Consider the following 12,250-nt stretch of genomic DNA (forward strand, 5'->3'; position numbering starts at 1 on the left):
TTCTGAAGTTTGTCTCTGACTTGAGACTGACGGTGATCAAATGTGGGAGCTGGCTTGCCTGCGATGGCGGTTTGTCAGTTGATGAATGTGTTGGCTGACCCACCGCTATCGCAGGCAAGCCAGCTCCCACAGTAGATTGTCTTTTATATGAGATTTATGTCTCTGTTTTGAGACTAGGCAATGCCTAACGCAACCATCTTCTTGTACAAGGTCGACCGGCCAAGCCCCAGCCGCTTCGCCGCCTCCACCACATTCCCCTCACACGCCTTCAACGCCGCCCCAATCACCTGCCGATCAAACCGCTCCCTGGCCGCGCTGAAACCCTCGCCCTCAACCTGCTCCACCACCGCCCCACGCTCCACCGGACTGAACGTCCCGATCGCCACCCGAATCGCGTTGGCATCCAGCACCAGGTCATCACTCAACAATGCCGCCCGTTCCAGCACATTGCGCAGCTCACGGATATTCCCCGGCCACGCATGCTGCGCCAACAACGCCAAGGCCTCGCGATCCAGCTCATGCTGGCTGCGCAACTCCTCCAGAATCGCCTCACTCAGCGCCGGTAAATCATCCAGCCGCGCGCGCAACGGCGGCACCTGGATCGGCAGCACATTCAGCCGGTAATACAGGTCCGCCCGAAATTCGCCGCGCTTGATCGCCGCTTCCAGATCCATTGACGTGGCGGCAATCACCCGCACATCGCTGTGGATCATCTCGTTGGAGCCCACCGGCTCGAACTCTTTCTCCTGCAACACCCGCAGCAACTTGCTTTGCAGCGGCAGTGGCATGTCGCCGATCTCATCGAGAAACAGCGTGCCGCCCTGGGCGATTTGCAGCTTGCCGGGACGACCCTTGCGGTCGGCGCCGGTAAACGCGCCGGGTGCGGTGCCAAAGAATTCAGCTTCCAGCAAATCATGAGGAATCGCCGCGCTGTTGATGCTCACAAAGGCTTTATGGGCGCGCGGCGAGGCGCCATGAATTGCCTGTGCCAATAACTCTTTGCCGGTACCGGTTTCCCCCAGCAATAACACCGGCGACTCGGCACTCGCACTGCGCCGCGCACGGCGTTTGACTTCCAGGCTGGCCGCACTGGTGCCGATAAAGTGCGCGAAGTTGTACTTACTCTGCCGCGACCTCAGCAGCGAACGGGTGGAAGCCAGTTCCTGCTGCATGCTCAGGTAGCGCTCAATCAGCGGTGACAGGTTGCGCAGTTCATCAAACAGCGCAAACCCGATCGCGCCGATCACCTGGCCGGCATCGTCATGAATCGGCAGGCGCATCACCACCAGCGGGCCTTTGGGTGTGTCCTGGATGTCCAGCAAAATCGGCTGGTCATTGCGCACCACCTGCCGTAGCAGGCTGTTGGAGATCACCTGTTCACACGGCTGGCCGATGGCTTCGTCCGCGCTTTTCAGGCCGAAGCGCTTGGCGTAGCGCTCGTTCATCCAGACGATGTTGGCGTCACCGTCGACAATCACCGTGCCTTCGCTGGACTGCTCGATGATCTCGAACAACGACTGGATCGCCAGGCCGCGAACGTATTGGTAATCCTTGAGGCTGCCGGTGGTGCTCATGGGTGCGCCGCCGCGAGGAGTTCCTGGGTGTAAGGGTGTTGAGGCGCGGCAAACACTTCATCGCTGGGCCCGCGCTCCACCACCTTGCCGTCCTTGATCACGATCATGTCGTGGGCCAGGGCCCGCACCACGGCCAGGTCGTGGCTGATAAACAGGTAGGTCAGGCCGTACTTTTCCTGTAGCTCAAGCAGCAACGCGACCACCTGTTTCTGCACGGTACGGTCCAGCGCAGAGGTGGGTTCGTCCAGCAAGATCAGCGCCGGCTTGAGCACCAACGCGCGGGCGATGGCGATGCGTTGGCGCTGGCCTCCGGAGAATTCGTGGGGGTAGCGATGGCGGCTGGCGGGGTCCAGGCCGACGTCTTCCAGCACGCGGATCACTTGGGCTTCGCGGTCCTTGAGGCTGCACGGGGCATGCACTTCCAGGCCTTCGCTGATGATCTGCGCCACCGACATCCGCGGGCTGAGGCTGCCGAACGGGTCCTGGAACACCACCTGCATCTGCTTGCGCCATGGCTGCATCTGCTTTTGCGTCAGGCCCTCGAGGGCGGCGCCCTGGAAGCGAATGGTGCCGCTGGAATCCAGCAGTCGCAAAATCGCCTGGCCCAGGGTGGATTTGCCCGAGCCGGACTCGCCGACAATCCCCAAGGTCTTGCCGCGCTGCACCGTCAGGCTGATGCCGTCCACCGCCTGCAGGTATTGCTTGCGGCGGAACAGTCCACCGCCCAGCGGGAATTGCACGCTCAGGTCATCCACCTGCAACACCGTCTCGCGCATGTCGTGGCTCAGGGCGATGCCCGCCGGTTCGGCGTCCAGCAGCAGGCGGCTGTAAGGGTGTTTCGGGGCGCAGAACAGGGTTTCGCAATCCGCCTGTTCGACAATCTCCCCGGCCTTCATCACGCACACCCGCTGGGCAATGCTGCGCACCAGGTTAAGGTCGTGGCTGATCAGCAGCAGCGACATGCCCAGGCGTTGTTGCAGGGATTTGAGCAGCAACAGGATCTTGCGCTGCACCGTCACATCCAGCGCCGTGGTGGGTTCGTCGGCGATCAACAGTTCCGGCTCGCAAGCCAGGGCCATGGCGATCATCACCCGTTGGCGCTGGCCGCCGGAGAGTTGATGGGGATACGCCTTGAGGCGTTCCTGGGGCTTCTGGATGCCCACCAGTTCGAGCAGTTCAAGGATCCGCGCCTGGGCTTGCTTGCCGCCCAGACCCTTGTGCAGCAGCAGGGTTTCGCCGATCTGTTTCTCAATGCTGTGCAGCGGATTGAGGGAAGTCATCGGCTCCTGGAAGATCATCGCAATCCGGTTGCCCCGCAACTTTTGCAGGGTGGCGGGCGAGGCGCCGAGCAGTTCCTGGCCGCGATAACGCACCGAGCCGGTGGTTTCGGTGCCGGCTTCGGGCAGCAGTTGCAGGATCGAATGGGCGGTCACCGACTTGCCCGAACCCGACTCGCCCACCAGCGCCAGGCACTCGCCGGGGCGTACGTCCAGGCACAGGTTGCGCACCACGGTCTGGCCGTTGAAGGCGACGCTCAGATCGCGAATCTCGATCAGGTTTTCAGTCATCTCAAAGCCCTTCATGAGCGTGGGTCGAAGGCGTCACGCAACGCCTCGCCGATAAACACCAGCAACGACAGAATCAGCGCCAGGGTGAAAAACGCAGTCAGCCCCAGCCAAGGCGCTTGCAGGTTTTGCTTGCCTTGGGCGATCAGTTCACCCAAGGAGGCGCTGCCGGCAGGCATGCCGAAGCCGAGAAAATCCAGGGCACTCAAGGTGGAAATCGCCCCGGTCAAAATAAACGGCAAGTAGCTCAGGGTGGCGGTCATCGCGTTCGGCAGGATATGTCGGCGGATGATCTTGCCGTCTCCCAAACCCAACGCCCGCGCGGCCTTGACGTACTCCAGGTTGCGCCCCCGCAGGAACTCGGCGCGCACCACGTCCACCAGCGCCAGCCACGAAAACAGCGCCATGATCCCCAGCAACCACCAGAAATTCGGCTCGACAAACCCCGACAGAATGATCAGCAAGTACAGCACCGGCAGTCCGGACCACACTTCCAGTATCCGCTGCCCAATCAGGTCGACCCAGCCACCGTAGTAACCCTGCAAGGCCCCGGCGGCGATGCCGATGGCCGCGCTGATGGCGGTGAGGGCCAGGGCAAACAGGATCGACACCCGTGCGCCGAAGATCACCCGCGCCAGCACGTCGCGGGACTGGTCGTCGGTGCCCAGCCAGTTCACGCTCGATGGCGGGCTGGGGGCAGGGCGGGTCAGTTCATAGTTGGGCGTGTCGTCGCTGAACGGGATCGGTGGGAACAGCATCCAGCCGCCGTCCTTCTTGATCAGGTTCTGCACGTAGTCACTGCGGTAATCCGCCTGGAATGGCAGTTGCCCGCCGAACTCCTGCTCGGTGTAGCGCTTGAACACCGGAAAATACAGCTCGTTCTGGTAGCTGAGCACCAACGGTTTGTCATTGGCGATCAACTCGCCGCCGAGGGTCAGGATAAACAGGCCGATAAACAGCCACAGTGACCACCAGCCACGGCGGTTTTTCTTGAAGCGTTCAAAGCGTCGACGGGCCACGGGAGAGAGCTGGAGCATCAGGCGTTCCTCGCGGCGAAGTCGATACGCGGGTCCACCAGGGTGTAGCAGAGGTCACCGATGAGTTTTATCAAAAGGCCAAACAGGGTGAAGATAAACAACGAACCGAACACTACCGGATAGTCCCGTGAAACCGCGGCTTCGTAGCTCATGCGACCGAGGCCATCGAGGGAGAAAATCACCTCGATCAGCAGCGAACCGGCAAAGAACACCGCGATAAAGGCCTGGGGAATCCCCGAAATCACCAGCAGCATGGCGTTGCGAAACACATGGCCGTACAGCACCCGGCGTTCGCTCAAGCCTTTGGCGCGGGCGGTGACCACGTACTGGCGGGTGATTTCATTGAGGAACGAGTTTTTCGTCAGGATGGTCAAGGTGGCGAAACCGCCGATCACCAGCGCGCTGACCGGCAAAACCAAGTGCCAGAAGTAATCGGCGATCTTGCCGACAGTGCTCAACTGGTCGAAGTTTTCCGAGACCAGCCCGCGCACCGGGAACCAGTTCAGCGAGGTACCGCCGGCGAATACCACGATCAGGAACATCGCAAACAGGAACGCCGGCATCGCATAGCCAATCACGATCGCCGTGCTGCTCCACACATCAAAACTGCTGCCATGGCGCACCGCTTTGCGAATGCCCAGCGGGATCGACACCAGGTAGGTGATCAAGGTGGCCCACAGCCCGAGGGAAATGGTCACTGGCATCTTTTCCAGGATCAGGTCGGTCACGCTTTTGCCGCGAAAGAAGCTGTTGCCGAAATCCAACTGGGCGTAGCTCTTGAGCATCAGCCACAGGCGTTCCGGCGCGGGTTTGTCGAAGCCGTATTGTTTCTCGATGTCCTTGATCAGTTTCGGGTCCAGGCCACGGCTGGCCCGTGAGCCGCTGCTGAGGCTTTCGGCAGACGAGCCGCCGACGCCACCGCCACCGATGCCTTGCAGGTGCGCAATGGCCTGTTCCACCGGCCCGCCGGGCGCGGCCTGCACGATAACGAAGTTCACCAGCAGGATAATCACCAGGGTTGGAATGATCAGCAGCAAGCGCCGCACGATATAGGCAAACATCAGCGGGCTCCCGGGCGTTTGGTCAGTTCGGCTTTCATCTGGTCATTGGTCAGTGGTGTGGGGCTGATTTCCCACCAGGTTTCCAGGGCTTCGTCCGTTTTGGCTTCCACGGCCGGGCGGCCGAAGCGGTTCCACCACGCAGCGGAGGTGCCCGGCGGGTAGTAGTTGGGAATCCACAGGTAATTCCATTGCAGCACGCGGTCCAGGGCGTGGGCGTAGCTAAGCATCTGCGACTGGGTGTTGGCCTTGACCAGGCCGCTGATCAGGCTGTCGACGGCCGGGTCTTTCAGGACCATGTAGTTATTGGCGCCGGTATCAAACGCGGCGGCCGAACCGAAGTAGTTGTACAGCTCCATCCCGGGCGAGGTGGTGACCGGAAAGCCGGTGACGATCATGTCGTAGTCCCGGGACATCAGGCGGTTGACGTATTGCGAGGAGTCGATACGGCGGATGTTGAGGGTGATGCCGATCTGCGCCAGGTTGCGTTTGTAGGGCAACAACAGGCGCTCCATGCCGTTCTGGGCATTCAGGAAGGTGAACTCCAGCGGCTCGCCCTCGGCGTTTACCAACTTGTCGCCGTCAGGTTTCCAGCCAGCCTGTTCAAGCAATGCAAGGGCTTGCAGCTGCTTGTCGCGGATCATCCCGGTGCCGTCGGTGGTGGGGGCCTTGAACACCTTAGTGAAGACTTCCTCGGGAATCTGCCCGCGCAGCGGTTCAAGAATCGCCAGCTCCTGGGCGTCGGGCAGTTGCGTTGCCGCCAGCGGGCTGTTGGAGAAGAAGCTTTGCTGGCGGATGTACATGTTGCGCATCATCTGCCGGTTGGCCCACTCGAAGTCCCACAGCATCGCCAGGGCCTGGCGCACACGGCGGTCCTTGAACATCGGTTTTTGCACGTTGAACACATAGCCCTGGGCCGGCTGCGGTGCTTCCTTGGCCAGGTGCGCGCGTTGCAGGCGGCCATCGTCGAGGGCCGGGCCGTTGTAGCCGATGGAATAGCCGGTGGCAGAGAATTCGCGGTTGAAGTCGTAGGCACCGCCCCGCAATACCTGGCGCGCCACTTCGGTGTCGCCGAAGTATTCCAGGCTCAGGTGATCGAAGTTGTACAGGCCACGGCTGATGGGCAGGTCCTTGCCCCACCAATTCGGGTCACGCTTGAAGGTGATGGTGTTGCCGGCATCGACCTTGCTGATCGTGTAGGGGCCGCTGCCGAGGGGAATCTCGTAGCCGCCGCCGTTGGCGAAGTCGCGGGTCTTCCACCAATGTTCGGGGAACACCGGCAGGGTGGCGATATCCAGGGGCAGGGTGCGGTTTTCATTGCTTGAGAAATCGAAGCGCACTTGGCGCGGGCCTTCGACTTCGACGTGTTTGACGTCGGCGAACAGTGTGCGATAGCGCAGGCTGCCCTGGGTCATCAGCAGGTCGAAGGTGTAGCGCACGTCTTCGGCGGTGATCGGCTGGCCATCGGCAAAACGGGCCTTGGGGTTCAGGTAAAAACGCAGGGACAGACCGTCGTCTGACCGCTCCATCTTTTCCGCCACCAGGCCGTAGACCGTGTAGGGCTCATCCAGCGAGCGCTGTGCCAGGGGCGAATACAGCCAACCGTCGACCTGGCTTACACCGATGCCTTTGTCGCCATAGGGCAGCACATGGTCATAGCGGCCGATTTCGATAGCCGAACGCCGCAGGCTGCCGCCCTTGGGGGCATTGGGGTTGGCGTAGTCGAAGTGGGTGAAGCCGGGTTGGTATTTGGCCGGTTCGCCGTACACGGTCAGTGCCGGTCGCGGCGCGGCGATCACGGCGGTGCTGGCCAGCAGCAGGGCCAGGGTGGAGTAAAGCAGGGTAGAAAAAGCGACTCGCATTATCAGCCTTGGGCGCCGGGTGAAGAGGTAAAGGGATTTGTACGCTAAGCGCGTACGCCTCGCCAGTCATCACACTGTCACAGATGCACAACGGCCCACCAAAGGGCGGGCCGTTGTTTTAAACATAAGTGCGGACGGGATCAGTCCTGACGGCTGGTCACTTCCAGCAGGTGATAACCGAACTGGGTTTTCACCGGGCCTTGCACGGTGTTGACCGGGGCGCTGAATACGACGGTGTCGAATTCCTTAACCATTTGGCCCGGACCGAACGAACCCAGGTCGCCGCCTTGACGGCTGGACGGGCAAGACGAGTTGGCTTTGGCAACTTCGGCAAAATCGGCGCCGCCTTCGATTTGCGTTTTGAGTTCGTTGCACTTGTCTTCGGTGGCAACCAGGATGTGACGGGCGGTGGCTTTGGCCATGAGGGGGTAACTCCTTGGGTAAAAACGGTGAGCGTACCGGATTCAGGTGGTTATTTCCCGGCAAAGTTCCCCTCAATTGTCTGGACGGCTCAGGAGCGGGCCATCACGCCGCTGTGGGTCAGCCAATCGATAAGAAGCGAACCTGTTCGGGTAGGAGGCGGTCAGGGCAGCACGATGTAGTCGTTTTGCGTGATGATCGGGCGGTGTGGGCCTGGTTCCAGGTGGATGTAGCGCCCGTCTACCAGGTCGATGGGCAGGCAGTCGTCGATGTCCAGCACGCCGTCGGTGTGGGATTGCGTCCAGTGCGTGAGCATCTGCTGTTTGCCTTGGGTTGCGGCCTCGTTGGCCGTGCGGGCAACCACCAGCAGGTAGTGGTGGGCTTCGCCAAAGGTGCTCGACTCATAACCGCCAAGGTTGATGAAGTACAGGCGCGGTGCCCCGGCGTTAGGCGCCAGGTGGCTGAGCTGGACTTTCCAGCCGTCGACGCCGTCGACCCTCATCCAGGAATCGATATGTACGCCTTTCGGGCTGCCAAACCAGCCATCGCGCAGTTGCGGGTAGGCGCCTTCCAGGGTGTCGGCTACGGCAAATACTACGTCGTGCACTTCGATTTTTGCCCGAGGGTGCTTGCCCCCGAGCATGACCACAAACAGCATTGCACGTCCTTTTATGGCTAGGATGGAAGCTGCAACCATCCTTCGATTGAACCCTTTTGTCCAGTCGGTGCCACACTGTTAATTCGCGAATTCATCAGGAGGTTGTCATGCGCACCATTGATCTGGCCGGCGTACCTGTCCCGGTCATCGGCCAGGGGACCTGGCGCATGGGCGAGGTACCCGACCGACGCAGTGCCGAGGTGGCCGCGTTGCAACTGGGCATTGATGAGGGCATGACCCTGATCGATACCGCTGAAATGTATGGCGAAGGCGGGGCCGAAGAAGTCGTCGGCGAGGCGATTCGCGGCAAGCGCGACCAGGTGTTCCTGGTCAGCAAGGTGTACCCGCACAATGCCAGCCGCAAAGGTGTTCCGCGGGCCTGTGAAGCCAGTCTCCAGCGCCTGGGCACCGACTACATTGACCTGTATTTGCTGCATTGGCGTGGCCAATATCCCCTTGAAGAAACGGTGGAAGCCTTCGAACGCTTGCGTGAGGCGGGCAAGATCGGTCGTTGGGGCGTGTCCAACTTTGATGTGGCCGACCTGCAGGAACTGGCTTCCCCGGCCTGTGCCACCAATCAGGTGCTCTACAACATTGAAGAGCGCGGTATCGAATTCGACCTGCTGCCGTGGTGGCAGCAACATAATTTGCCATTGATGGCCTACTGTCCCATCGCCCAAGGTGGCGAGCTGTTGGCCAGCCCGACCCTCAAGCAAATTGCCCATCGCCACGAGGTTACACCCGCCCAGGTTTCCCTGGCCTGGGTATTGCGCCAGGACGGTGTGATCGCCATCCCCAAGGCAGTGACGCCCGAGCATGTCCGGCTCAATGCCGCCGCGGCAAAGCTTGTGCTGGATGAGCACGACCTGGACGCGATTGACCGGGTTTTCGGCGCGCCGAAGCGCAAGCATCCGCTGGCAATGGTCTAGTGCCCGACAGAAACGGCGCCGTCCCTGGCGTTGCCGTTTCTGTTTCGATGGGTGTTTAGCCGGCTACCGGGCTACGCCAATCATCCGAGCCCGAGGTACCGGATACCTCGTGGGTCCAGACGATTTTTCGGTACGTGAAGTAAACATCCTCAAGGTGCGTGAAGTGCGCGTTGTTCGGGTCTTGGCAGTTGGGCATCCGTGACTGGATGTCCACCAGAATCGCGTCCTCCAACTCGATGGTGAAGTAGTGTTCCTGGGTGCCGGCTGAAGACGTGCGGTACCACTCAAGACGGCACTTGACCATTTCCCCGGAGGTCAACGCGCTGAACAGCAGCGGCGAAGACTTATCGAATACCTTGCTGATCATCAGGGGTTTGTGCACGCGCTGGCCGGTGGGCTGTCCGGATTGCGGGTCACGGGGAATGATCACCTGATGCTGGAACGCCTCCACCAGGATCTGGTCTTCGTGGCCTTCCTGATAAATGTTGCCGACCGAGTCCTGGGTGAACGTGCCTGCCGTAATCAAGCCTTGCTTGGTGCCGGTGATGGATAGATACGCGGGTGTTGGCATGACTGGTTTCCTTGCCTGATAAATGAGGTCGCCCCAGTCGACTGATTTGCCGGCTGGGTAATGCTCGATATCAAGAAGCGTGCCGGAAAGTTCAGGGGCTAATGAAAACAGGGGGTTGGGCTTTTGTTAGTTTGTCTTTTGTGGAGTATTGCCAGTTTGTACCTGTAGTTGATTGTATTTGTTGCGCAGGGGTGCGCAGTTAGTTGCTCATATTGATGCGTGGCTGTGTTTGTTGGGTTTGCGTAATTGATAACAAAAATTGTTGTTGTGACTGCGCAAATAGTTGCGCACGGCCAGAGATTCTTATCTCTGTAGGAAATTCCTTAACCGTTGTTTCGTGGCTTGAACAATACTTTTTGCATGGATAAGGTTCGTGCTCTTCTCGTTGGGAAGGCAAACTTTAAACAGTGTTTTGATGTGCGCTTGAATTGCCATTAGTTCACTGAACACATCCAGGAAAGTAACGTGCGGCCCACAATGGTTTATTCAGACAGGCTTTCCGATTATTACCTCGAACTTGCGCAGGCACCCAACTCGAAAGCGAGTTATGCGGGCACCGATATGCGTTTTTCGACTGAGTATGAGGCGCTTGAAACCGAACTGGGCAAGGCGCATTCCATACACGGCAACAGTCAGCCTGACTGGCAATGGGTCGTGGAAAAAAGTGAGGTCCTGTTACGCCATCAGTCCAAGGACTTGCGGGTCGCTGTCTGGTTGACCTGGGCATTGCATCAGCGCGAGTCCTTCCCCGGGCTGCTCGCAGGTCTCGGATTGTTGCGCTACCTCTGTGAACATCATTGGGCGGTTGTGTATCCGGGCAAGCTGCGTACCCGCAGTGCCGCATTTGGCTGGCTGGTCCCGCGCCTCGAACAGGTGCTTGCGCAAAACCTTTCGTTCAAGGACCAGCGGCCCTTGTTCCACTGCATGCTCGAACACCTGACCCGGCTGGATGAGCTGTGGACCGAACATCTCGCTGAAGAGGCGCCACTGTTATTGCCGATTCGCAGGCAACTGTCGGACAGGTTGCAACAGGCCACCGAGAGCGATCCTCCAACGAGCGGTACTGCGGGTGTGATCGCCCAGATCAAGCAGGCGGCGACTCAGTTGCTGGTTCCCGAGCCTGTCGTGGATAACGAAAAAGACGCCCATAAGCTGCTGCGCACGCTGCAGGAGAATGCCCGGTCTTTGTCTGCCTGGTGGCAGCGCCAAAATGCCACTGACCTGCGCGCGCTGCGCCTGAACCGAACGTTGACCTGGCTGACGATCACCAGTCTCCCGGACTGCGACGCCGAGCAGGTCACGCCGTTGCGAGGCCCTGCGCCGGACAAGCTCAAACGTTACCAGGAGCGATTTTCCCAGGGGCAGCATGCCGATCTGTTGTTAGAACTTGAGGCCAGCCTGGCCTGCGCACCTTTCTGGTTTGACGGCTTGTACCGGGTTTGGGAGTGCTTGCAGGCACTTCAGGCCGATTTGGCGATGACCGAGCTGGAAGTGCACTTTGCCCTGTTGCTCCAGCGATTGCCGGGGCTCGTCCAGTTGCGCTTCCACGATGGAACACCCTTCGCCGACCCCGTCACCCGTGGCTGGATCAGCACCCAGGTTGCCCGGCATTTGCAAGCACCGGTGCCGCCCAGGTCGGCGCTGGATGCCCAGGACGCACCTTGGGACAAAGCGTTGCTGGATGTCATGCCCGTGCTGCGCAAGGACGGGTTCAAGGCGGCCGTCCGGTCGCTCAAGGAGGGTATGCAAAGCGCCGCAGGTGACCGTGCCCGATTTCATTGGCGGCTTGGCCTGGCCAGGTTGTGTGTTCTGGCGGGCAAGCATGACCTCGCCAAAGTCCAACTCGACCACCTGGACCATGAACTGCAGCAATCAGGCTTGCAGCGCTGGGAGCCCGAACTGGCGGTTGAAGTGCTGCAACTCTTGTATGGCTGTTGTGATGTGTTGCCGCAAAGCCACTCCGTGCGTGAGCGCAAGGAAGATGTCCATCGCAGGTTGTGCCACTTCGATCTTGAAGCGGTACTTGAATAGGCTTTCGAGCCACCCGAAAAGGAGAAACACCATGGCGAAAGAAGGTTCGGTAGCCCCCAAGGAACGCATCAATATCACGTTCAAACCCGCCGTCGGCACTGCGCAGGAAGAGGTCGAGCTGCCGTTGAAACTGCTGGTGCTTGGCGACTTCACCCAGCGTGAAGACCTGCGCAAGCTCGAAGACCGCAAGCCCGTCGGTATCGACAAGAACAGCCTCGACGAGGTGCTGGCCAAGCAGGCCCTGAGCTTGACCTTAAGCGTCCCCAATCGGCTCCAGGACTCTGGCGAACTTGATGAGCTGGCCATCCAGGTCAGGATCAATTCGATGAAAGACTTCAACCCGGCGCACCTGGTTGAGCAGATACCCGAGCTGAAAAAGCTCATGGAGTTGCGTGATGCACTTGTGGCGCTCAAGGGCCCCCTGGGCAACACACCGAGCTTTCGAAAAGCCATTGAAAACGCCCTTGCAGATGACGAGTCCCGTGCCCGGGTATTGGCTGAATTGGGGCTGGACAGCCCCGTCGTATGACCCCCTCAGTAAAAGG

11 protein-coding genes are annotated in these 12,250 nt (G+C 60.1%); 3 read left to right on the forward strand and 8 right to left on the reverse strand.

What is annotated here, in order from left to right; all coding sequences use genetic code 11:
- Positions 1–173: 173 nt before the first annotated feature.
- From CEC48_RS19650 to CEC48_RS19680, 7 genes are all read right to left on the reverse strand, one after another.
- A complete protein-coding gene (locus CEC48_RS19650; protein ID WP_088425250.1) occupies positions 174–1,574 on the reverse strand; it encodes a sigma-54-dependent Fis family transcriptional regulator in 1,401 nt (466 codons plus the stop codon).
- Positions 1,571–3,142: an ABC transporter ATP-binding protein gene (locus CEC48_RS19655; protein ID WP_088425303.1), complete on the reverse strand. Its 1,572-nt coding sequence runs from the start codon at positions 3,140–3,142 to the stop codon at positions 1,571–1,573. Before CEC48_RS19655 ends, CEC48_RS19650 begins: the two co-directional genes overlap by 4 nt.
- A gap of 11 nt (positions 3,143–3,153) precedes the next feature.
- The gene (locus CEC48_RS19660; RefSeq protein WP_176438741.1) at positions 3,154–4,176 is read right to left on the reverse strand and encodes an ABC transporter permease; all 1,023 of its coding nucleotides are present in this window, start codon (positions 4,174–4,176) and stop codon (positions 3,154–3,156) included.
- On the reverse strand, positions 4,176–5,237 hold the full coding sequence (locus CEC48_RS19665) for a microcin C ABC transporter permease YejB (RefSeq protein ID WP_003208021.1): 1,062 nt from the start codon (positions 5,235–5,237) through the stop codon (positions 4,176–4,178). Before CEC48_RS19665 ends, CEC48_RS19660 begins: the two co-directional genes overlap by 1 nt.
- Positions 5,237–7,096: an extracellular solute-binding protein gene (locus tag CEC48_RS19670; RefSeq protein WP_088425252.1), complete on the reverse strand. Its 1,860-nt coding sequence runs from the start codon at positions 7,094–7,096 to the stop codon at positions 5,237–5,239. The genes CEC48_RS19665 and CEC48_RS19670 overlap by 1 nt, the downstream gene beginning before the upstream one ends.
- Positions 7,097–7,236: 140 nt before the next feature.
- Complete coding sequence (locus CEC48_RS19675) at positions 7,237–7,518, reverse strand: peptidylprolyl isomerase (RefSeq protein WP_088425253.1); 282 nt, start codon at positions 7,516–7,518, stop codon at positions 7,237–7,239.
- 161 nt (positions 7,519–7,679) lie between these two features.
- Entirely contained in the window at positions 7,680–8,174 is a 495-nt protein-coding gene (locus tag CEC48_RS19680) for a DUF1543 domain-containing protein (protein WP_088425254.1), read from the reverse strand.
- A 107-nt stretch (positions 8,175–8,281) separates the two neighbouring features.
- On the opposite strand from CEC48_RS19680, the gene CEC48_RS19685 reads away from it, so the two are divergent.
- The gene (locus CEC48_RS19685) at positions 8,282–9,103 is read left to right on the forward strand and encodes an aldo/keto reductase (protein WP_088425255.1); all 822 of its coding nucleotides are present in this window, start codon (positions 8,282–8,284) and stop codon (positions 9,101–9,103) included.
- Between the two features lie 55 nt (positions 9,104–9,158).
- On the opposite strand, the gene CEC48_RS19690 is transcribed toward CEC48_RS19685, so the two are convergent.
- On the reverse strand, positions 9,159–9,674 hold the full coding sequence (locus CEC48_RS19690; protein ID WP_003208034.1) for an Hcp family type VI secretion system effector: 516 nt from the start codon (positions 9,672–9,674) through the stop codon (positions 9,159–9,161).
- A 477-nt stretch (positions 9,675–10,151) separates the two neighbouring features.
- On the opposite strand from CEC48_RS19690, the gene tssA reads away from it, so the two are divergent.
- Together tssA and tssB are read left to right on the forward strand one after the other, a co-directional pair.
- On the forward strand, positions 10,152–11,705 hold the full coding sequence (gene tssA, locus CEC48_RS19695; protein ID WP_088425256.1) for a type VI secretion system protein TssA: 1,554 nt from the start codon (positions 10,152–10,154) through the stop codon (positions 11,703–11,705).
- Between the two features lie 31 nt (positions 11,706–11,736).
- The gene (gene tssB / locus CEC48_RS19700; protein ID WP_088425257.1) at positions 11,737–12,234 is read left to right on the forward strand and encodes a type VI secretion system contractile sheath small subunit; all 498 of its coding nucleotides are present in this window, start codon (positions 11,737–11,739) and stop codon (positions 12,232–12,234) included.
- The last annotated feature ends 16 nt before the right edge of the window (positions 12,235–12,250 follow it).

It is taken from the genome of Pseudomonas sp. K2I15 (assembly GCF_002204795.1).
Lineage (GTDB): Bacteria > Pseudomonadota > Gammaproteobacteria > Pseudomonadales > Pseudomonadaceae > Aquipseudomonas.

Coding starts and splice junctions, on each gene's coding strand:
- CEC48_RS19650 (WP_088425250.1), bottom strand. CDS start 1,574: ATGAGCACCACCGGCAGCCTCAAGGATTACCAATACGTTCGCGGCCTG.
- CEC48_RS19655 (WP_088425303.1), bottom strand. CDS start 3,142: ATGACTGAAAACCTGATCGAGATTCGCGATCTGAGCGTCGCCTTCAAC.
- CEC48_RS19660 (WP_176438741.1), bottom strand. CDS start 4,176: ATGCTCCAGCTCTCTCCCGTGGCCCGTCGACGCTTTGAACGCTTCAAG.
- CEC48_RS19665 (WP_003208021.1), bottom strand. CDS start 5,237: ATGTTTGCCTATATCGTGCGGCGCTTGCTGCTGATCATTCCAACCCTG.
- CEC48_RS19670 (WP_088425252.1), bottom strand. CDS start 7,096: ATGCGAGTCGCTTTTTCTACCCTGCTTTACTCCACCCTGGCCCTGCTG.
- CEC48_RS19675 (WP_088425253.1), bottom strand. CDS start 7,518: ATGGCCAAAGCCACCGCCCGTCACATCCTGGTTGCCACCGAAGACAAG.
- CEC48_RS19680 (WP_088425254.1), bottom strand. CDS start 8,174: ATGCTGTTTGTGGTCATGCTCGGGGGCAAGCACCCTCGGGCAAAAATC.
- CEC48_RS19685 (WP_088425255.1), top strand. CDS start 8,282: ATGCGCACCATTGATCTGGCCGGCGTACCTGTCCCGGTCATCGGCCAG.
- CEC48_RS19690 (WP_003208034.1), bottom strand. CDS start 9,674: ATGCCAACACCCGCGTATCTATCCATCACCGGCACCAAGCAAGGCTTG.
- tssA (WP_088425256.1), top strand. CDS start 10,152: ATGGTTTATTCAGACAGGCTTTCCGATTATTACCTCGAACTTGCGCAG.
- tssB (WP_088425257.1), top strand. CDS start 11,737: ATGGCGAAAGAAGGTTCGGTAGCCCCCAAGGAACGCATCAATATCACG.